The sequence below is a fragment of the Ignavibacteriota bacterium genome (assembly GCA_019637995.1).
GTDB lineage: Bacteria > Bacteroidota > Ignavibacteria > Kapaibacteriales > UBA2268 > JANJTB01.
Genome location: JAHBUQ010000001.1, coordinates 66,882 through 87,240 on the forward strand (window position 1 = coordinate 66,882; position 20,359 = coordinate 87,240).

A 20,359-nucleotide genomic window follows, 5' to 3' on the forward strand; every position below is an offset into this window, starting at 1 on the left:
TTACCATTAGAGAATTATTGTATAAATTTATTGTAAATATTTATTTAGAAATATTATTAATTCATCACTTAAAAGGGCAATGAAATTGAGACAGCTCCGGCAGTTCTTCCTTTTGCATGCTCATTAATGCCAAATCGGATATCGAAAGCAAAATAAACAATATTACTTATAAATGTCGGAATTCTTGAAAAGCCAAAACCGGCTTCGGCATAGCCATGATTACCTGTTTGACGATAAAATGAATTCGTGCTGTTGTAAAATTCTCCATAACTTCCGCCGATTGTAAGTTCCGGACCTCTTCCCTGGTATGTCGGCAGCCCCAACCATCTCCACCAAATATCCGAGAGATTATATAAACCCTGCACTGCATAAAACTTATCTCCTCCGTAAAATCCAAGTGGTGTAGTATAAAAATTTCCGAATTTGTTGAATATGAACAGTCGTGTTGCCATCCTGTGCTGATACTGCACAGGTGTATTATCGCTTGTTATACCTCCTGATACACCAACGAGAAGGTTCATTGGACTATAGCCCGTATGAAATGTAGGAATTACAAGTGTAAGAAGTCCGCTTACACCGGTAAATGACTCGTCAAATCCGGTTTGCATACCTGCAAAAGCATCAATATTTATTGAAGCATCAAACTTATCAGGAAGCATAATACTGTTAATTTTGCCATAAGTGAAAGTTGCTCTTAATGTCTTGAACTCACCTTCTACAGCCGCTTGGTTGTGTCGCCATTCATAATTTTCAAAAATAGATTTATCTGTATTTTTCTTCAAAGAAAATTGTCTGGATATATCGCCCCGAAGATTGAAATCGAAATTTCGGTCAAACAATCTGATATCAAACCCAAATCCATCTGATTGATAAAAATCGAAATAATCTTCATGTACAAGCAGACCGGCGATAGAATTCAAAAAACGAGGATATTGTCCAATTGTGATTCCAAAAGAATTTTGAAGGGAATATACATCCCCGGATATACTTAAATTAGTACTTCCAAATCTAATATTAGGAAGTTTAAGGGCAGCACTGCCATACAGGTCTTGAAGCCCAAAGCTGAAATATCCGGTAGTGTTGAGAGAAAATCCTTTGTAAGCAGCTTTTGGACTCAATCCCAATGATACTGAGCCTACTCTGTTAAAATCAAAATAAGAAACAAGCAAACTGTAAGTGAATTTATTAAAGTTATGTATATCAGAATCATTTGATCTATCAGTGGTATCTAATTTGATAACACTATCAACTCTGGCATATATTTCTGATTCTCTGACCGATAATTCTCTCAATGAATTCTTTTCCCAAAATAGAGAATCTCTTTCGTCAGCTAAATTTGATACTGTTATACTATGCATTTTTTTATTATATAATGAATCAGGTAATTGTGAATTTAATTTTGCATCACTAAAAATACTCGTTGCTTTTACATCAGCATCTAAATCAAGCAAACCTTTTAGAACTTCAACTTTGGCTTTGGCTTCAACTTCCAAAAATGAGGGATACCAGATACTTTCTTCGGATTCGTTATATTTTTGTTTGATTGAAATTCCGGTAAAAAAAGGCAAAGCAGTAGTTTCGGTAGGCTTTAGGTCAATTTCTACTATATTATATGTGCCTTCAACAATATGAACAGTGCCTTCGAATCTTGGATAAATCTTCGAATTTGGAATAACGTTCATCACATAAATAAATCTGTCGTCATAATTTATACGCTCAGCAATTTCGAAATTGTATGATGATATTGCATATTTTCCAACCGGAGATGGGATTCGGGTTTTAAGAAAATTTATCTCGTCATCATAAAAACTAATAAAGTCAGATATAGCCATGAGATTATTATCAGCAGGAATGTTGGCGGTTTGCCGCCTTTTATTTATAACAGCCTCAGTAATATTTTTCTCATAATCTTTCATTAATGTTGAATATGTTTCCATTATAAAAAATCTTTTGCTATCGTCAACTTCATCATCAGCACCGAAAGTAGCAGAAATTGAAAAAGAGCCATCATCGCCTGCTCCAGCAGAGAGAAGCGAGCCTCCGAGCTCCATAACAACTTTTGAATATAACTCTCCTGAGAATGTTCTTAATTTTTTTATGTTTTCGTCACGTTTTTTGACTGCTCTCTCAATAATCTGCTCAGGTGTAATGCTTGCTGTAACATTAACATCACCCGTTTTAACAGGAATTGACTTCAGTTTGATTTCAATATTGAGATTTTCCTTAGCAACAATATATTTATGCGAGGCATAGCCAATTGAACGAATCAGTAGTGTATCGCCCTGTCTTGCTTTTAATCGGAAAAAACCTTTTGCGGAAGTATAGGTGCCGCGATTTGTACCTGCTACATTGATGGATGCACCCGGAATTGTTTTTCCGTTTGAATTGTCAACAATCGTCCCTTCTACAATTATAAGTGAGCTTTCTGACCATGCTGAAAGAGATGCTAACAGAAACGAAACTGCCAATACATAAATTTTCATTTTTTTTCTAAAAATAGTTGCTGATAATTATAATACGTGAAATATTCAAAAAAGTTATTAATTATGATGATTTTTTTCGAGATTCATAGCTTACGGTTTTCTTATTATCTTCTCAATCTTTTTGCCTTTCGCAAGCTCGTCCACTAATTTGTCTAAATACCTTACTTGTTTGGTCAATGGATTTTCAATATCTTCTATACGGTATCCACAAATTACTCCTTTGATAAGATGAGAATTTGGATTTAATGTTGCTTTCATGAAAAATGTTTTAAAAGTTGCATTCTCTTCAACCAATTCCTGAAGATTATTACTGTCAAAGCCCGTCAGCCATTCAATTACTTGATTTAATTCCTCAAGCGACCTGCCTTTTTTCTCTATTTTTTTGATATAATGGGGATATACTGATGCAAACGTCATTTTTGCAATTCTTTCATCGTGTTCAGGTGTTGTTTTCATAACAATTTCATGTTTGATTAAGTTAATAATTTTATTCTGTATTCTATCATTCTTTCGATTAGTTCAGTTGGTAGTGGTTTATCTAATGGAAATTGAACTGAGCCTTTTCCTTTCTTGTAGTCTTCAAGTTCTGATTCAAATTTTTCTAAAGTTGTTGGGTGAGGGTATAATCCAACATGGCTTTTATATCCTGCAATCATGATTTGTTGTTCTCTTTTTCCACCTTCAATCAGAGCGTAGGCAGGAATATTGTAATTTATTAATTCGGTTGCTGTCGGAACTATTCTCAGAATACAATCTTTCAATATGGCTAATGCAACTCTGGTTTTATCAGGTTGTGAGTCAAAATATTCTTGAACTGTACTAAATTCTTGCTTCATAATCATTTTTTCCAAGCAATCCGAAATACAATTTATTCAAAATAATTTAATTTTTACTTTCCATTATTAATTTGTTATCTGTATAATATTGGAATAATATCATTTATATGAATCAACTTATTTTTCAAAAATATGAAATGAAAGGTTTATAACCAAAAAATAATATGTATGAAACTAAATAAACTTGATTTTGGATTGCAAATAAATATTTCACAAAGAATTGCAAAAATCATTTTATTGATTGTGATTCAAAAGAAATACAATGTTATATTAATATGAGGAAGGAATTGAAACAAAAAAAAATGAAACAGTATAACAGGATATTGTTCATTGTTTAAGCCTGGAATGACCCTAAGCTGAGTTGGAATAAGTGCCTTAAAGAACTAAACTGTTCATTGAATATGAAGTCGGATATAGCTCTCGCTTCGCTACTTGCGGGCTTTGGTGGCTGGTTTGTATGGAAGAGTAGTGTAAAAATCCTCTTTTCATAAGTTTATCTAGAAGTAGTACGTAACTGATAAATTATGGACTTTTTTATATAAAAACATAATCACAATTAATGAAAATATTAAAAATATTAGTTTGTTCTAAAAATTCTTTTGTATTTTTGAAAGTTAATATTTATACTTATTCTTTTTTTAACATAATTAAATGAGATGCTTTATGAAGAAATTATTTTTTCCAATTTTGTTTCTATTATGCAGTTTTATTGCATATTCTCAGCCTACTACAATTACCTATCAGGGAAAATTGCTTGATGCAAGCAATATGCCGATAAACGAATCGGCTGTAGCATTTACTTTTGCTATCTATGACGCTGAAACAGGTGGCAATAAAATCTGGCCCCCCAATAATTCCGCAGCTACGAAATCTATTGACATTGTTAATGGATTGTATTCAGTAATTCTCGGAAGTGGTTCAGGAAATGATGAAGCGATAGAACCGGGCATTTTTAATGGCATAACACCATATCTTGAAGTCGGAGTAAATTCTACCACTCTCCCAAGAACAAGTATTACCAGCGTACCATTTTCGATATTATCAAATAATTTATCATCGAGTGCATGGGCTTCACCGGGTTCAATTGGCTCAACAGCTCCTAATTCAGCTGCTTTCAGCAATCTTACTGTAGGAACCGGTTCCAATTCATTTGCACTTCCAGCAACTCGTGGTACAAATGGACAAGTTTTGGCATCAGATGGTACTGGAAATACAATTTGGTCAACTCCTACACAAGGAACAGTAACAAGTGTAACAGGAACAGCACCAATTGTTTCAAGCGGTGGAGCAACACCTGCTATATCCATTAATGCAGCGACTACATCAGGAGCAGGCTCAATGAGTGCAGCTGACAAAACAAAATTAGATGGTATTGCTGCAAATGCAAATAATTATACTCACCCAACAGGTGATGGCAATTTACACGTACCAGCTACAGGCACAACTAATGCCGGAAAAGTATTAACTGCAGGTGCAACTGCTGGATCATTAAGCTGGGAAACACCTGCTAGTGGTGGCGGTGGTATTCCTATTCCTACTGGTGCAAACCCTGGTGATTTGCTTTCTTTTGACGGCGCAAACTGGATTGCAAGAAAAAGTCTTTCAACAAATTCTGTAGGTTCAGGTCAAGCCATTAATAATATGCAACCATATTTAGTTGTAAATTATAGTATAGCATTGCAAGGTGTTTACCCATCAAGAAATGGTTATGATAATTATATCGGCGAAATTTGTATTTATGGTTTCAACTTTGAACCTCAGGGATGGGCTTTGTGTAATGGGCAAATTCTTTCAATTTCTCAAAATACGGCACTGTTTTCTTTGCTGGGTACTATGTACGGAGGTAATGGACAGACTACATTTGCTTTGCCGGATTTGAGAGGCAGAACACCTATTCATTTTGGACAAGGACCAGGTTTATCCACCAGAGTTCAGGGAGAAATGAGTGGTACAGAAACAGTAACTATCACAACAGGACAGCTACCAGCTCATAGTCATACCGTTATATATCAATAATATGTTCAATAAAGCAATAATACTTGCCATTATTATTTTTTCAAGCATTAACTCCGTTATTGCTAATGATACTTTGTACCAAAATTTAGCTTATGATATGCTGAATATTGTTGCTAAGAAATCTAAGAATAATAAAGTGGTAAAGGTTGCTATCGTAGATGATGGTTTTAGGTTGTCTCACAAAGTTTTAAAGAATTACGTTTTCAAAAATGAAAATGAAATCTTAAATAATTTTCGTGATGATGATAAAAACGGATATATAGATGATGTAACTGGTTGGGATGTTTCCGATAATGATAATAATGTAGGTATTATCGAAGGTCGCGAAAGCGAGTTTCGGCACGGAACTTACATTGCAAGTATAGTAATAAAAGTCTTCGAGAGATTTTATGGCGAAGATGCACCAAAATACTTAAGAATAATTCCTGTAAAAGTTCTTTCTGATCATACCAAAAGTACTTACTTGGAAGATGGTTACAAAGGAATTGAATACGCCTCTAAGATAGGTGCTGATATTATTTGCTGTGCCTGGAGTGGTGGCGTATTTGGTAGAGACGAAAAAGCAATTGTTGATGAAGCTTTATCAAAAGGGCAAATAATTGTTAGTTCTGCTGGTAATTTTTTCACAGAAGATGTCAATTATCCTGCAAAATATGATGGTCTCATAGCGGTTTCGGGTGTTGATATTAACTATCGAAAAATAAAAAGAGCTAACTATGATATGCGTGTAGATATTTGCGCTCCGGGTGATTCGATTTTTGGAGCATACCCTACTGCTGATAATGCTTTCACTTTCAGTAATGGTACGTCGCCTGCAACTGCATTCATTTCTGGTTGCATTGCAATATTAAAATCGCTCAATTACGATGCAGATACTGAATTGATAAAAGACGCTCTTTTCTTGACTGCTAAACCAATTGATGAGCATAATCTTACTTATGCAGGAAAATTAGGTGCCGGATTCCCAAATATGGAAAATGCTGCTCAATACATTCTAAATCCAGATTTTAAATACAGTCAATTTAACGAAAAGTTACCAGAAGGTAAGGTTTTGTTTGGAGCAAGTAGTAAAATTCAAACTCGATTAATTAATCCAGTCGGAGAATATCGAGGAATACATATCTTACCGATAAAAATTGATAATTCTGCAAAGCTTAAAATATACTCTAATGATTCTATTTTTTACGAAGGCAAAACTAATGAATTCAAAACTGGATTATATATTGAAAGTAATGCAATTAAGATTGAATCAGGTGCAATCAAAGGTAAGAAGAATTCTACTGAAATTTCCTATTTTATGCAAACAATTGATTCTACTAAATTATTTTGTAGCGATGTTGTACATATAAATAGTGATTCTGGAATTATAACTGATGGCAGTGGAGAAAATAATTATGCGAACAAATCTGTCTGCAAATGGATTATCACGGCGTCGGACAATAAAAGAATCAAACTTGATTTTACCAAAATGCATACCGAACCGAATGTTGATTTTGTTTATATTTATGATGGCGATACAAGTATTAAAGAAAGCTTATTAGCTCAGTTTTCAGGAGTTAATAAACCACCAATAATTACATCAAACACTAACCAGGTTATGATTTGGTTTTTGTCAAATGATTTTATAACAGGCAACGGCTGGGAATTGAAATTCGAAGCTGTTGAAAATGTAAATTAAATTTTTAGGCGAAATATAATGATTCAAAATAAAATAATAAACTTGACATTATCAATATTTTTATTGATTTTGATAATGTCACTGATTGCAAACAGCCAAACTAAAAAAGCAGATGTATTTCCTGCCGGTGGCGGGCAGTCGGAAAATACACAGTACAAGAATTTCGGAACATTCGGTCAGCCTTCTGCCGGTTCGTCCGCTAATTCATCATACAAGAATAAAGAAGGTTTTCTGAATTCCGGCGATGAAGTGATTCCCATGGTTTCGACAAGTAATGTATTCAATATCAATCTTGATTTAGCCACATCAGGTGGTGAAATTCTTGATAACGGCGGAGCTGAAATCATCTCAAGCGGTATAATCTACTCGCAAACTGCAAATGCAGAAATTGGAGATTTAGGTGTTACGGTTGTTTATACTGATCCAATGATTGAAGATGGTACATTTACACTAACAATGTCCGGCTTAGTTAATGGTGAAACCTATTACGTAAGAGCATTTGCAGAAAACGAAGTCGGTTACGGCTATGGCGACGATGTTTCCTTCGTCTCAGTTCCTACACTCGGAGAATGGGGAATGATTACTCTCGCTTCGCTTCTTGCGGGCTTCGGCGGCTGGTTTGTATGGAGAAGAGTAGTGTGAAAATCCTCTTTTCATAAGTTTATCCAGAAATAGCCCAATACTACTAAGTGTTGGGCTGTTTTTTATTCTTGACAACTAAATTTTGTTTTAATAAATTACTAATAAATTAAAGTATATATTTAAATATATTTTAGGAAATTCTAAAATATATTTGTATTTTTAAGAATTAGTTTATGTCAATTATATTTTTTTAAAAATTTATATAGGGATGCTTTATGAAAAAAATATTTTTTCCAATTTTGTTTCTATTATGCAGTTTTATTGCATATTCTCAGCCTACTACAATTACCTATCAGGGAAAATTGCTTGATGCAAACAATATGCCTGTCAACGAATCGGCTGTAGCATTTACTTTTGCTATTTATGATGCTGAAACTGGTGGCAATAAAATCTGGCCCCCCAATAATTCCGCAGCTACGAAATCTATTGACATTGTTAATGGATTATATTCAGTAATTCTTGGAACAGGGTCAGGCAATGACGAGGCGATTGAGCCCGGCATTTTCAATGGTATTACTCCATATCTTGAAGTCGGAGTAAATGCTACTACTCTCCCAAGAACAAGTATTACCAGCGTACCATTCTCGATATTGTCAAACAATTTATCATCAAGTGCATGGGCTTCACCGGGTTCAATTGGCTCAACAGCTCCTAATTCAGCTGCTTTCAGCAATCTTACTGTTGGAACCGGTTCCAATTCATTTGCACTTCCTGTTACTCGTGGCACAAATGGACAGGTTTTGGCATCAGATGGCACTGGAAATACAATTTGGTCAACTCCTACACAAGGAACAGTTACAAGTGTAACAGGAACAGCACCAATTGTTTCAAGCGGTGGAGCAACACCGACTATATCCATTAATGCAGCGACTACATCAGCAGCAGGCTCAATGAGTGCAGCTGACAAAACAAAATTAGATGGTATTGCTGCAAATGCAAATAATTATACTCACCCAACAGGTGATGGCAATTTACACGTACCAGCTACAGGCACAACTAATGCCGGAAAAGTATTAACTGCAGGTGCAACTGCTGGTGCATTAAGTTGGGAAACACCTGCTAGTGGTGGCGGTAGTAGTAAACAATATATCGTGAAAGCTACTAATACTGACAGAGTTGATCAAACTGTAATATCAGACGACCCGCACTTAAGTGTATCTTTAAGTGCAAATAAAAAATATTTCATTAGGATTTCAGTTGTATCAGTACGATTAGGAACCGAAAATGGAAGACTTAGGAGTGGGATCAGATATTCAGGTCAGGCATCGAGTGATTATTGTGCAATAAATGATTTTAAACCTGACGCTATTGATGGAAGCGGGGTTACATGGAATAATTCTGTTATTCAGGATGATATTTCTTTTCTAAATTCTGTTGGCTCAGCTCCTTCACCTGATGATTTTGAAATTGTAATTAACACGACTACAGCCGGTACTTTTGCTTACCAATGGGGTAATCGTGATATAGACGGAAGAGAAATAAGAGTCCTAAAAGGATCATTCATGATTGTTGAAGAATTGCCTTAAACATATTTGCTGGCATTAAAATGTTTTTAAAAGTATGATTTGAAATATATAATTGGTATAATAATGAAAAATGACAAATATTATTTAGTTTTGATCCTGATTCTACTACCATTGGCACTTTTTTCTCAAACTAAAAAAGCAGATGTATTTCCTGCCGGTGGCGGGCATTCGGAAAATACTGAGTACAAGAATTTCGGAACATTCGGGCAGCCTTCTGCCGGTTCGTCCGCTAATTCATCATACAAGAATAAAGAAGGTTTTCTGAATTCCGGCGATGAAGTGATTCCCATGGTTTCGACAAGTAATGTATTCAATATCAATCTTGATTTAGCCACATCAGGTGGTGAAATTCTTGATAACGGCGGAGCTGAAATCATCTCAAGCGGTATAATCTACTCGCAAACTGCAAATGCAGAAATTGGAGATTTAGGTGTTACGGTTGTTTATACTGATCCAATGATTGAAGATGGTACATTTACACTAACAATGTCCGGCTTAGTTAATGGTGAAACCTATTACGTAAGAGCATTTGCAGAAAACGAAGTCGGTTACGGCTATGGCGACGATGTTTCCTTCGTCTCAGTTCCTACACTCGGAGAATGGGGAATGATTACTCTCGCTTCGCTTCTTGCGGGCTTCGGCGGCTGGTTTGTATGGAGAAGAGTAGTGTGAAAATCCTCTTTTCATAAGTTTATCCAGAAATAGCCCATCATTGAAAAATGGTGGGCTATTAAGTTTTGATAATTCGAAGTAACTGCATTTTTATGATATTAAATATATTCAAATGCTTGATTTCTAACGATTTCTTCTTCCGCGTGGGGGTGATGGTATATCATCTTCTGGATTGAAGTCAGCTCCGGGCATTTCTCTGTCCAAAATCATCTTTCTCATTTTTCTTGCAAATTGAATTTCAAAAGCAACATATTTAGCAAAATTATCTTCGCTCAGTACTTGTTTCATATCCGATATTTTTGCTTCAACGGCTGCATGCAAATTCCTCTGAGCTTTAAGCACAGCATTTGATTTTTCAGTCAAATCCTTACCTTTGGGATTCTTTTCGATATATTCGACTAAATCATCATTTGCTTTTTTAAATTCATCGCTTTTATCTTTTACATTCTTTTCGAGAATTGTAAATTTAGCGAGGAATTTATCAGATTCGTTCTCGTTTAAGTCTAAAATTTCGAGCAGTCTCATTTTTTTTGCAACATCAATTCTTTCTTTCTTAAATCCCTGTCTGCCTTGTGCAAAGCTTCCAGCGGATGTAAAAAATGAAAGTATTAATACTAAAATTATGCTATATTTTAACATTTTTTATTTCCTCTAAAATGTTTTGAAAATCATCTTCAGACAAGAATTCGAAATCATCAATCATATAATATTCCGGAGTGACGATTGTTGCACCTACCTGATTTAAAATATATTTTTTCTCTTCAATATCATGGTAGTTCAGCTGGCTTACAATTTGGTTAACAACTGATTCTGTTGATTGATTGTTTGCAGATTCGGCATAAACTCCGTAATAATCGTAATCATTGATTGATTCTTTATCAAGATCATCAAATTCCATAAGCGAATTCAGTTTTTGGCTAAAGCTTAGAGTTTCCTGATTGTCGGTAGTGGTTTTGAAAATAGTAATCAATATAAAAATCACTACTGCCGCCGGAATAGCAAACCTAAGCAGAAAAGCATTTCCAGATAAAGCCGGCATTCTTTCCATTCTGCGGTTATTAACTTTCACAGATAAATTTCTGGTTTTAGATTCTAAAATATCATCGAAATTCATTTTATCAATTTTAGAAAAAACTAAATTTATCTCTTCAATTTCCTGTTGTAAATCAGGGAAATTTTCAAGATTTTCTTTAAATTCATTCTCTTTTTCTTTAGGAAGTCTGCCAAAAGCATAGTCAGGCAACAATTCTTCCATTTCATTACGATTCATCATTATGACCTCTACTCTCATCAATTTTAATCATTTGCGATATTTTTTTTACAGCCTGATGGTAATTTGCTTTAAGTCCTCCAATACTGGTACCAAGCAAATTTGAAATTTCCTCATAGCTAAGGTTATCAAAATATCTAAGCGCAAAAGTTTCACGCTGCTTTTCGGGCAATTTTGTCAATATTTTTAGAAAATTTTCTTCAAACTCCTTATCTTCAAGCGTCCTGTCGGGTAGATTTACTTCAGAAGAATATTCATCATTATCGCTTCCGAAAGAGAAAATATTAAGCAATTTCTTTTTTCGTTTAAAATTCAGAGCCATATTGACAGTAATCCGGTAAAGCCATGTTTTATAACTGCTTCCACCTTTGAACTTATGAATACTGTCGAGCGCTTTGATGAAAACTTCCTGAGCTATGTCATCAGCATCATCGTAGCTTTCGACATAACGCAGAGCTACAGAATACACGAATTTTCTATAAGTACGGACAAATTCATTTGCTGCTCTGTTGCTTTTGGTCTCAACAAATTCTTTTATAAGTTCAGAATCTATTTCCAATGATATAGCCGACACATTAATTCAAAAAATATTAAACAAATTTATAACTTAGACACATTTTTCTTTTTAAGGTTTAATAATTTCCAAAAATAACAAAAAAATATCCAAAATGTAAATAAAATTCGCATGACTTACGAATTTAATTATGAAAGTATCAACAATTAATCATATTATACAATAATTTCCAAATTTATACTTTTACAGTAACTTATTATTAAATCTTTTTAAAATGATATTAATACTGTTAAATTTTATAGACAAGGAATTTACATGAGTGTTTTGGTAAACAAAAAAACAAAATTGGTAGTTCAGGGAATTACCGGTTCAGAAGGTACTTTTCATACTATGCAGATGATTGATTACGGAACAAAAGTTGTTGCAGGTGTTACTCCGGGTAAAGGCGGTCAGATATATGAAGGCAAAGGTGCCAATATGTTTAAAAAACCTGTGCCAATTTTCAATACCGTAAGTGATGCTGTAAAGGAAACAGGTGCAAACACATCTGTAATATTTGTTCCTCCACCTTATGCAGCTGATGCTATATTAGAAGCAATTGATGCTAAAGTTGGACTTATAATCTGTATCACTGAAGGCATACCTGTAAATGATATGATTCCTGTTAAAGAAGCATTAAAAAGTTCTGATTCAGTATTAATCGGTCCAAATTGTCCGGGTGTTATAACTCCGGGTGAAGCTAAAATTGGTATTATGCCTGGATTTATTCACAAGAAGGGTAATGTAGGTGTTGTATCACGCTCCGGTACATTAACTTATGAAGCAGTGAAGCAGCTCTCTGATTTAGGACTCGGTCAATCAACCTGTATAGGCATAGGTGGTGACCCGATTATCGGAACACAGCATATTGACGCAATTAAATTTTTCAATGATGACCCTGATACTCATGCTATTGTAATGATTGGTGAAATTGGTGGAAATGCTGAGGAAGATGCTGCCGAATTTATCAAGAAAAATGTTAAAAAGCCTGTTGTTGCTTTCATCGCCGGAAGGACAGCACCTCCGGGAAGAAGAATGGGACACGCAGGTGCAATCATTTCCGGTGGTAAAGGCGGTGCAGAAGATAAAATCATTGCATTGAAATCTGCCGGTATTCATGTTGTAGAAACTCCTGCAAGAATTGGCGCAACTGTTTTTGAAGCACTCGAAGGCAAAACAAAAGCTAAACGTGGTAGAAAACCAAGAGCTGCTAAGGTAGCAGCTGCTGAAGCTCCTTCAAATAATATTGATGGTAGCCAAACCTCTGCTAATTCTGAAGTTATGGTGGTTAAACGACGCGGCAGAAAAAAAATAATAAAATAATTTGAGATTTTTTTTAATTTAATGTGTTATTGTAATTGAACGAAGGACAAAATGAGTAATAAAACTTTAGCAATTATTAAACCTGATGCAGTTTCAAAAAATGTTGCAGGTGCGATAATCGAAAAAATACAGTCAGCCGGATTTAAAGTACTTGGTATGAAATTGACTAAAATTACACCCGCTATTGCAGGTGAATTTTATGCAGTGCACCGCGAAAGACCATTTTATGGCGAGTTGATTGACTATATGACAAGCGGATCTATTGTTCCTGTGGCTTTAGAAAAAGAAAATGCTGTGGAAGAATTTAGAAAATTGATTGGCGCAACTGACCCGAATAAAGCAGAGCCGGGTACAATCAGAGCGTTATTTGGAACAGGAATCGAAGCTAATGCTATTCATGGATCGGACTCAGATGAAAATGCTCTCAGAGAAATAGCATTTTTCTTCAGCGAAAGTGAATTGGTGATGATTAATTCATAAGCAGACTAATTTGTTTATAAATGCTGTGAATTTTTATTTACCTTCACTGATATAATTTCAGTACAGGTGAACAAATTTAGTTCACAGCATTTTTTATTTATGTAAAATGGCAGAAAAATTTAAGACAATATCTACATCGCTTTTGAAAAGTAACCCTTATTGGTGTTACAAGTTGGATGAATACATTTTGCCTGATGGCAATAAGGGTGATTATTACTATGTTGAAACCCCTGGTGCTGTAATGGTGATACCCCGTCTTGACGACGGCAGAATTGTTATGATTCGTCAGTACAGATATTTAAACTCGAAATTCAGTCTTGAATTTCCCGGCGGGGGGATAAAACCCGGACTATCTGTTAAAGATAATGCTCTAAAAGAACTTAGCGAAGAAGCAGGTTTTGAGAGCCATGATTTACAAAAAATTGGCGAATTTAATCCATTCAATGGTGTAACAAATGAGATTTGCAACGTCTTTATAGCTGATAAGCTGACAAAAGTTAAATCAAATCCTGATAATTCAGAAGAATTTGATATTGTTTATTTAGATAAAAATCAAGTAGCAGATTTAATTAGAAGCAATGAAATATGGGATGGCATGACATTGTCTGCCTGGTCTTTGTATGTATATTCAAAATATTGGAGTTAATATAATGTTGATTAGAAAAATATCTGTAATAATGATTTCTTTGGCTATTGTTTTGGTGAGCGCTTTTTCTCAGGAATCACCAAAGAAAGCAGAAAAACCTCATGATCCGATGTATAAAATTCTGGTAAGATTTCCTGTGAATGTATCAAAAAAATATATTTACAATGAAAATTCAAAAATTACAAGAGTTTTCAGCAACGGCAACGAGCAGAATTTCACTCGTGACATGACCTATCATTTCTCACTACGTGCTCCGAGCGCCGTTGACAAGCAAGGATTTCAGATGATTGAGGTTTCGGTGGACTCGCTTGAGTACAAATATACAAGCAAAGACACTACAATTTATTTTAATGACCAAAGAGACGATTTAAGACCTCCAAAGCTTGATGATTATCAAAACAGAATGGTGCAGCTTGGACTTGATTTTCAAATGACTTATTCGCCTTATCAGGAAGTGGCAAAAGTTCATGGCGATATGCTTCTTGACAAGCGTAAATATCTTACTGACCCGGCAACAGCTCCACAAGACGAATTAAATAAAGCATCATGGATGAATGGTCTTTCAGATGAGACACTTGTTAACTTATTCGATGTTGTGAAAGGATTTCCACCTCAGCATAAAATTGATGTTGACTCATCATGGTCAAAGGAAATTCTTTGCGAAATTGAAGGCGGAAGATTTCTTGATAGCGTTACATTTACACTTACTAATTTCAACATTCAAAGTTATACATTCAAAGGTGTATCAAACAATTTTATTCCTGTCGAAAGTCTTGTTAGACTTTTTGGTCTATCGCAGTTGATTGATTTTACAGATGCTGAGGGAACAAGCGAATACACTATTAAAATGCATCCGCGTGGTTCTATTAACAGTTTAGAAGCAAAATATAACATTTTGCTTACTTATCAGGTTGCCAATGATTTCATTCAACAAAAAGTTGAAATCACTAAAACCTGGACTTTAGATAAGATGTATAATTGGTAAGTTTATTCTTATAATATGCAAAGACCAAAACTTAAAATAGTCAAATCTGATTTTGATAAAATTTTAGAGTATCTGACATTTGGAGTTTTGGTCTTTATGTTTGCATATATTTATAATAGTAATAATCAGTTGCCCGAAATAATCCCTATTCATTTCGACAGCACCGGTAAACCAGATGGATTCGGCAGTAGAAGTATGATTTGGCTTGCACCGGCAATAGGATTTGTTCTTTGCATTGGCATTTATATTTTAAACTACTTCCCGCATAAATTCAATTATCTTGTCAAAATTACCGGTGAAAACGCTTACCATCAGTATAATTTAGCCCAGTCTATGCTGAGAAAGTTGAATTTGTCTCTTGCACTCACTTTTTTAATTATATCTTATGTGACTATCAAATCTGCTCTGAATAAATCTGAAAGTATGGAAATCATTTATATTGTGTATATTATGCTTGGTATATTTGGAATAATATTTCATTATCTTTATCAATCATCCAAAAAATAGTATGAAATCATCAAATTTCCTGAATAATTAAAATTATGAATTTTGACAATTAATTATTATTATTACCGTCAAAAAATTTTAGCATTATCTTATTTATTAATTACTATTGTCGAATATTGCACTTAGCATTATCTTGATTACAAAAATTAACTATTATTTAATATATATAAAAAGGAGTTATTTATGAATAGTTTTGCCGTACTAAAATTAATGTTATTATTTGTTATATTGTCACTATCGGCTTGTAGCTCTGACAACGCCACAGATAATACCAAAAATGACAATAATAATAATAGTATGCAACCTGCTCTTGCTGAAAATAATACAATGGTTTCTGATGGCGATGTAATCAATCTTAAACAAATTGGAATTTTTCATCAGTCATTTTTAAATGAATTATGGCTTTTTATAGATGGTGATAAATCAAATACGGGATTTAATGTCATTATTAAAAATCCTTTTCCTGAAAAGTCGGATTTCAGATTTTATTTCAGAAATAATTTCCTTGGTGAAATTGGCGAGCAATATTTCATTGAATCACTTAGATTTTCAACAACGAATATTTCAAGAACTTGGTACTCGGTTGGAGATGCTTTCAATATCGAAACTGAAGGTTTTATGTATTTTAAAAGAAATCCTAATAATACTATTTCAATGTGGGTTAATAAACTGAAATTAGGAGATAAAAAACAAAATCCTTCAGAATTCAAAGAATTTAATCTTAAATTTACTTTCAATGCAGATATTGAAATAACAACTAATGCTAATCCTCCACGATTTCAGTTGATAAGCGATAAATAATTTATTAGGTCAGATAGTTCATTTTTAACACTATTGAGATGTTTTCAACGTTGATATATAATTATTAATGACACTTTTTAAAATAAATTATTAGGAGATAATATGAGTTTATTAGTAGGAAAACCGGCACCAAATTTTCAAGGTAAAGCAGTTATTGGCGGAGATGCCACACTTCTTTCACCTGATAATGCTTTTGCTGATATAAGCCTGGATGATTACAAAGGAAAATGGGTTGTTTTATTTTTCTATCCGCTAGATTTTACATTTGTATGCCCAACTGAAATCGAAGATTTCGGCAGAGCTTACAAACAATTTCAAGACTTAAACTGCGAAGTTATTGCTTGCTCTACAGACAGCCATTTCTCACATCTTGCCTGGCGCTCCTCACATCCCGGACTTCGTAATCTTCCTTATCCTATGCTTGCTGATTTCACAAGAGTTACAGCTCGCAATTATGAAGTTTTAAAAGAAGAAACCGGTTACGCATTACGCGGTACATATATAATTAATCCTGATGGTGAGCTTGTTTATTCAGTTATCCAGCCTGAAGCTGTTGGAAGAAATACTGAGGAAATCATTCGTGTTTTGACTGCACTTCAATCAGGTAAACTTACTCCTTGCAACTGGCATGCCGGTGAAGATACTATAAACTAATATATTTTGATGAGTTTTGTAAATCAAGGGCTGTTTCAAAAAGTACTTTTTGAAACAGCCTCTTTATATTATTATTATGATTCATAAATACAGAGTTATTAATATTATATTTTAAATATTAGATTGCAATATATAATTTTTATGCTTCTTTTTAGTCTACTTATGAATATTTTTTGATGTTTTTTAAATTTATCCTTCAGAGAAAAAATAAATGTACAAACTTGATACTATTATATCGCTTGCGAAAAGACGCGGTTTTATTTTCCAATCATCTGAAATTTACGGTGGTCTCAATGGTTGCTGGGATTTTGGTCCGCTTGGAGTTGAACTTTTACTTAATATCAAAGAAGCATGGTGGAAAGCTATGACTTATCGTGATGACATTGAAGGTGTTGATGCTTCAATTTTAATGCATCCGAGAACTTGGGATGCAAGCGGTCATACCAAGCAATTCAGCGACCCGATGATTGATAACAAAACTAGCAAATCACGTCACAGAGCAGATAATTTGATTGAAGAACATATCGAAAAGCTCAGAAAGAAAAACAAAAATGATGAGCTAAATATTATTCAGCAAAAACTTGAATCTGTTCAGGAAAATGATGATTATTACAAAATCATTATGGAGCACGAAATTAAAGATCCAATTTCGGGTTCGATGGATTGGACAGAAGTACGTAATTTCAATCTGATGTTCAAGACATTTGTAGGTCCTTTGGAAGATTCAAGCAGTGTAGTTTATCTCCGTCCTGAATCTGCACAAGGCATTTTTGTAAATTTCAAAAATGTTTTAGAAACTGCTCGTCAGAAGCCACCTTTCGGTATTGCACAAATTGGTAAAGCTTTTCGTAATGAGATTAATACCAAGAATTTCTTGTTCCGTACACGTGAATTCGAGCAAATGGAAATGCAATATTTTATTAAGCCGGGCGAAGAAGCTCATTGGTTCGAATATTGGAAAGAACAGCGGTGGAATTGGTATCTGTCACTCGGTATGAAGCCAGAAAAAATGAAATGGAAAAATCATGAGAAATTAGCTCATTATGCTAATATGGCAACCGATATTGAGTTTGAATTTCCATTTGGATTTGGCGAAATTGAGGGTATTCATTCAAGAACAGACTTTGACCTGAAAGCCCATCAGGAATATTCAGGTAAGAAGATGGAATATGTTGATACAGTAACCAAAGACCGTTATGTACCTTATGTGATTGAAACTTCCGGCGGTGTTTCACGCGGCTTGATGGCATTCTTATGCAATGCTTATGACGAAGAAACCGTTACAGATGAGAAGGGTGGAAGTGAAACACGTGTTGTTATGAGATTTAATCAGAAGTTAGCACCTGTTACAGTAGCAGTATTTCCGCTTGTGAATAAAGACGGTATGCCTGAAAAGGCTCATTCAATTTATAAAGATTTGCAACGTCACTTTAAGGCACAGTATGATACTTCAGGTGCAATCGGAAGGCGTTACCGTCGTCAGGATGAGATTGGCACTCCTTATTGTATTACGGTTGACGGAACAACCCTTGAAGACGGTACTGTAACTATTAGAGAAAGAGATTCTATGAATCAGGACAGAATTTCAGCAGAAAAAATTAAGCAATATATTTGGGATAGGATAGATTAAGTGAAAAAGAAAATCGGAATTGTTCTATTAGTAGCGATAGCTTCATTATTGATACTTGGTTTCACAAAGGATTATTATTTCAAAATTAATAAGTCCTTTGATGTCTTTGGTGCAGTTTTCAGGGAAGTAACAACTAATTATGTCCTCGAAATTGACCCTGAGATATTGATTAAAGGAGCAATTCAGGGTATGCTGTCTACACTCGACCCATATACAGAATTTTATGATATCCAAGACAGAGAAGATTTCGATATTCTTACTTCAGGTACATATACAGGATTTGGCATTTCAATATCCAATATTGACAGTATGCTTACCGTAACTCAGGTTCGCGATGGTTATTCAGCTTTTGATGAAGGAATTAGAATTGGTGACAGAATCTGCTATGTAGATGACGAATATGTGCTTTATAAAGATTATCAGGATATTCGTGATTTTTTAAAAGGTGATGCAGGTTCAAAATCAAACTTAAGAATAATTCGTGACGGAAATCCTGATACACTTGATTTTAGTTTAGTAAGGAAAAGCATAAGTTTGGATAATATTGGCTATTATGAAATTCTTGATGATAATACAGGTTATGTTAAGCTTGAACGCTTCAATAAAACAGCAGCACAAGATTTCAGATATGCCCTCAACGAACTCAAGCGACGTGGAAAACTAAATTCTTTAATAATTGATTTGCGGGATAATCCCGGAGGTTTACTGGAGCCTGCTGTGCAGATTTGTGATATGTTCCTTCCAAATGGTAGCTTAATAGTATCTACTCGTGGCAGAGATGATGAAGAATTATATACTTACAAATCCACCAGCAATCCGGTTGAACCTGATCTTCCGCTTGTATTATTAATTAATGAAAATTCAGCGAGTGCAAGTGAGATAATCGCCGGTACTTTGCAAGATTATGACAGGGCTGTAATTGTCGGTAAGCGTTCTTATGGCAAGGGCTTAGTTCAGTCAATATTGCCGATGCCATATAATGGAAATCTTAAAATTACTACTGCAAAATATTATATTCCATCAGGCAGATGTATTCAGCGCATAAAATTCGCAGAGAAATATATTGGAAATGAAAAATCCGGTGTGTCGGATTCGCCAGATTCAACAGTTTTTTACACTGCTAACGGAAGAAAAGTATTTGAGTCAACAGGAATTAACCCTGATACTACCGGTGAAAGACAAGTTTATGCTGAGGTGATTGCTGATTTATATGGTAATTTCCACTTCTTCAAATTTAGCAATCTGTATTCATCCAAGCTTAGTAAACTTCCTGAAAATTTTTCTGCTGATGACAAATTATTCAAACAATTTATTGATTATCTCAACAAACAGGATTACTCTTTTAAATCAGAGTCTGATTTGATAATAGACAGAATTTCCGACCTTGCCAAAGAATCCGGTTTTTCAGCAAATTTTGATAAAAGTTTGAACAGTTTGAGAAAATCTCTTGCAAAAGAGGAGGAAGGTATTCTGGAGAAAAGCAAGGTTGATATTTTGATGTATCTTGATTACGAGATTAAATCAAGATTCAATTCTGAAAGAGATATGTTTGCTGCATTTATGAATATTGACAATGATTTGATTCTAGCGAGAAAAATTTTAAAGTCCGACTCTTACTCGAAAATTTTGATGACTGTAAAAAGTAAAGATTTTTAAA

Annotated in this window: 20 protein-coding genes; 14 read left to right on the top strand and 6 right to left on the bottom strand. The window is 34.4% G+C overall.

Features of this window, described 5'->3' with window-relative positions:
- Nucleotides 1-68: 68 nt before the first annotated feature.
- The 3 genes from KF896_00190 to KF896_00200 all read right to left on the bottom strand — a co-directional run bounded on the left by KF896_00190 (nucleotide 69) and on the right by KF896_00200 (nucleotide 3,325).
- Nucleotides 69-2,483: a carboxypeptidase-like regulatory domain-containing protein gene (locus KF896_00190; GenBank protein MBX3042112.1), complete on the bottom strand. Its 2,415-nt coding sequence runs from the start codon at nucleotides 2,481-2,483 to the stop codon at nucleotides 69-71.
- Nucleotides 2,484-2,573: 90 nt separating this feature from the next.
- Nucleotides 2,574-2,939 (bottom strand): DUF2200 domain-containing protein, encoded by a 366-nt coding sequence (locus KF896_00195; protein ID MBX3042113.1) that lies wholly within the window; start codon nucleotides 2,937-2,939, stop codon nucleotides 2,574-2,576.
- A 17-nt stretch (nucleotides 2,940-2,956) separates the two neighbouring features.
- Entirely contained in the window at nucleotides 2,957-3,325 is a 369-nt protein-coding gene (locus KF896_00200) for a DUF1801 domain-containing protein (protein MBX3042114.1), read from the bottom strand.
- 1,635 nt (nucleotides 3,326-4,960) lie between these two features.
- On the opposite strand from KF896_00200, the gene KF896_00205 reads away from it, so the two are divergent.
- The 5 genes from KF896_00205 (at nucleotide 4,961) to KF896_00225 (ending at nucleotide 9,853) form a co-directional block, all read left to right on the top strand.
- Nucleotides 4,961-5,335: a tail fiber protein gene (locus KF896_00205; protein MBX3042115.1), complete on the top strand. Its 375-nt coding sequence runs from the start codon at nucleotides 4,961-4,963 to the stop codon at nucleotides 5,333-5,335.
- Between the two features lies 1 nt (nucleotide 5,336).
- A complete protein-coding gene (locus KF896_00210) occupies nucleotides 5,337-7,013 on the top strand; it encodes a S8 family serine peptidase (GenBank protein MBX3042116.1) in 1,677 nt (558 codons plus the stop codon).
- A gap of 75 nt (nucleotides 7,014-7,088) precedes the next feature.
- Nucleotides 7,089-7,655 (top strand): IPTL-CTERM sorting domain-containing protein, encoded by a 567-nt coding sequence (locus KF896_00215; protein MBX3042117.1) that lies wholly within the window; start codon nucleotides 7,089-7,091, stop codon nucleotides 7,653-7,655.
- 215 nt (nucleotides 7,656-7,870) lie between these two features.
- Nucleotides 7,871-9,181, top strand: a complete 1,311-nt coding sequence (locus tag KF896_00220) for a hypothetical protein (GenBank protein MBX3042118.1) — start codon at nucleotides 7,871-7,873, stop codon at nucleotides 9,179-9,181.
- 63 nt (nucleotides 9,182-9,244) lie between these two features.
- On the top strand, nucleotides 9,245-9,853 hold the full coding sequence (locus KF896_00225; GenBank protein ID MBX3042119.1) for an IPTL-CTERM sorting domain-containing protein: 609 nt from the start codon (nucleotides 9,245-9,247) through the stop codon (nucleotides 9,851-9,853).
- Between the two features lie 123 nt (nucleotides 9,854-9,976).
- Here KF896_00225 and KF896_00230 read toward each other — a convergent pair whose 3' ends face one another.
- From KF896_00230 to KF896_00240, 3 genes are read right to left on the bottom strand one after another with little or no spacing between them, the layout of a single operon-like run.
- Nucleotides 9,977-10,492: a hypothetical protein gene (locus tag KF896_00230; GenBank protein MBX3042120.1), complete on the bottom strand. Its 516-nt coding sequence runs from the start codon at nucleotides 10,490-10,492 to the stop codon at nucleotides 9,977-9,979.
- Entirely contained in the window at nucleotides 10,479-11,126 is a 648-nt protein-coding gene (locus tag KF896_00235) for a hypothetical protein (protein MBX3042121.1), read from the bottom strand. The genes KF896_00230 and KF896_00235 overlap by 14 nt, the downstream gene beginning before the upstream one ends.
- Nucleotides 11,113-11,697 carry an RNA polymerase sigma factor gene (locus KF896_00240; protein MBX3042122.1) on the bottom strand — a complete coding sequence of 195 codons (585 nt, stop codon included), beginning with the start codon at nucleotides 11,695-11,697 and terminating at the stop codon, nucleotides 11,113-11,115. The genes KF896_00235 and KF896_00240 overlap by 14 nt, the downstream gene beginning before the upstream one ends.
- A gap of 255 nt (nucleotides 11,698-11,952) precedes the next feature.
- Here KF896_00240 and sucD point away from each other — a divergent pair, with 255 nt between their 5' ends.
- The 9 genes from sucD to KF896_00285 all read left to right on the top strand — a co-directional run bounded on the left by sucD (nucleotide 11,953) and on the right by KF896_00285 (nucleotide 20,358).
- Nucleotides 11,953-12,999, top strand: coding sequence for a succinate--CoA ligase subunit alpha (gene sucD / locus KF896_00245; protein ID MBX3042123.1), 1,047 nt, complete (start codon nucleotides 11,953-11,955; stop codon nucleotides 12,997-12,999).
- A 51-nt stretch (nucleotides 13,000-13,050) separates the two neighbouring features.
- Nucleotides 13,051-13,479 carry a nucleoside-diphosphate kinase gene (gene ndk / locus KF896_00250; GenBank protein ID MBX3042124.1) on the top strand — a complete coding sequence of 143 codons (429 nt, stop codon included), beginning with the start codon at nucleotides 13,051-13,053 and terminating at the stop codon, nucleotides 13,477-13,479.
- Nucleotides 13,480-13,651: 172 nt separating this feature from the next.
- Complete coding sequence (locus KF896_00255) at nucleotides 13,652-14,125, top strand: NUDIX hydrolase (protein MBX3042125.1); 474 nt, start codon at nucleotides 13,652-13,654, stop codon at nucleotides 14,123-14,125.
- A gap of 4 nt (nucleotides 14,126-14,129) precedes the next feature.
- Entirely contained in the window at nucleotides 14,130-15,110 is a 981-nt protein-coding gene (locus KF896_00260) for a hypothetical protein (protein MBX3042126.1), read from the top strand.
- Nucleotides 15,111-15,125: 15 nt separating this feature from the next.
- Nucleotides 15,126-15,617 carry a DUF1648 domain-containing protein gene (locus KF896_00265; protein MBX3042127.1) on the top strand — a complete coding sequence of 164 codons (492 nt, stop codon included), beginning with the start codon at nucleotides 15,126-15,128 and terminating at the stop codon, nucleotides 15,615-15,617.
- A gap of 183 nt (nucleotides 15,618-15,800) precedes the next feature.
- Nucleotides 15,801-16,418, top strand: coding sequence for a hypothetical protein (locus KF896_00270; protein ID MBX3042128.1), 618 nt, complete (start codon nucleotides 15,801-15,803; stop codon nucleotides 16,416-16,418).
- 102 nt (nucleotides 16,419-16,520) lie between these two features.
- A complete protein-coding gene (locus KF896_00275; protein ID MBX3042129.1) occupies nucleotides 16,521-17,072 on the top strand; it encodes a peroxiredoxin in 552 nt (183 codons plus the stop codon).
- A gap of 211 nt (nucleotides 17,073-17,283) precedes the next feature.
- Nucleotides 17,284-18,702 carry a glycine--tRNA ligase gene (locus KF896_00280; GenBank protein MBX3042130.1) on the top strand — a complete coding sequence of 473 codons (1,419 nt, stop codon included), beginning with the start codon at nucleotides 17,284-17,286 and terminating at the stop codon, nucleotides 18,700-18,702.
- Nucleotides 18,703-20,358, top strand: a complete 1,656-nt coding sequence (locus KF896_00285; protein ID MBX3042131.1) for a S41 family peptidase — start codon at nucleotides 18,703-18,705, stop codon at nucleotides 20,356-20,358.
- The last annotated feature ends 1 nt before the right edge of the window (nucleotide 20,359 follow it).

Coding starts and splice junctions, on each gene's coding strand:
- KF896_00190 (MBX3042112.1), bottom strand. CDS start 2,483: ATGAAAATTTATGTATTGGCAGTTTCGTTTCTGTTAGCATCTCTTTCA.
- KF896_00195 (MBX3042113.1), bottom strand. CDS start 2,939: ATGAAAACAACACCTGAACACGATGAAAGAATTGCAAAAATGACGTTT.
- KF896_00200 (MBX3042114.1), bottom strand. CDS start 3,325: ATGATTATGAAGCAAGAATTTAGTACAGTTCAAGAATATTTTGACTCA.
- KF896_00205 (MBX3042115.1), top strand. CDS start 4,961: ATGCAACCATATTTAGTTGTAAATTATAGTATAGCATTGCAAGGTGTT.
- KF896_00210 (MBX3042116.1), top strand. CDS start 5,337: ATGTTCAATAAAGCAATAATACTTGCCATTATTATTTTTTCAAGCATT.
- KF896_00215 (MBX3042117.1), top strand. CDS start 7,089: ATGTCACTGATTGCAAACAGCCAAACTAAAAAAGCAGATGTATTTCCT.
- KF896_00220 (MBX3042118.1), top strand. CDS start 7,871: ATGAAAAAAATATTTTTTCCAATTTTGTTTCTATTATGCAGTTTTATT.
- KF896_00225 (MBX3042119.1), top strand. CDS start 9,245: ATGAAAAATGACAAATATTATTTAGTTTTGATCCTGATTCTACTACCA.
- KF896_00230 (MBX3042120.1), bottom strand. CDS start 10,492: ATGTTAAAATATAGCATAATTTTAGTATTAATACTTTCATTTTTTACA.
- KF896_00235 (MBX3042121.1), bottom strand. CDS start 11,126: ATGATGAATCGTAATGAAATGGAAGAATTGTTGCCTGACTATGCTTTT.
- sucD (MBX3042123.1), top strand. CDS start 11,953: ATGAGTGTTTTGGTAAACAAAAAAACAAAATTGGTAGTTCAGGGAATT.
- ndk (MBX3042124.1), top strand. CDS start 13,051: ATGAGTAATAAAACTTTAGCAATTATTAAACCTGATGCAGTTTCAAAA.
- KF896_00260 (MBX3042126.1), top strand. CDS start 14,130: ATGTTGATTAGAAAAATATCTGTAATAATGATTTCTTTGGCTATTGTT.
- KF896_00265 (MBX3042127.1), top strand. CDS start 15,126: ATGCAAAGACCAAAACTTAAAATAGTCAAATCTGATTTTGATAAAATT.
- KF896_00270 (MBX3042128.1), top strand. CDS start 15,801: ATGAATAGTTTTGCCGTACTAAAATTAATGTTATTATTTGTTATATTG.
- KF896_00275 (MBX3042129.1), top strand. CDS start 16,521: ATGAGTTTATTAGTAGGAAAACCGGCACCAAATTTTCAAGGTAAAGCA.
- KF896_00280 (MBX3042130.1), top strand. CDS start 17,284: ATGTACAAACTTGATACTATTATATCGCTTGCGAAAAGACGCGGTTTT.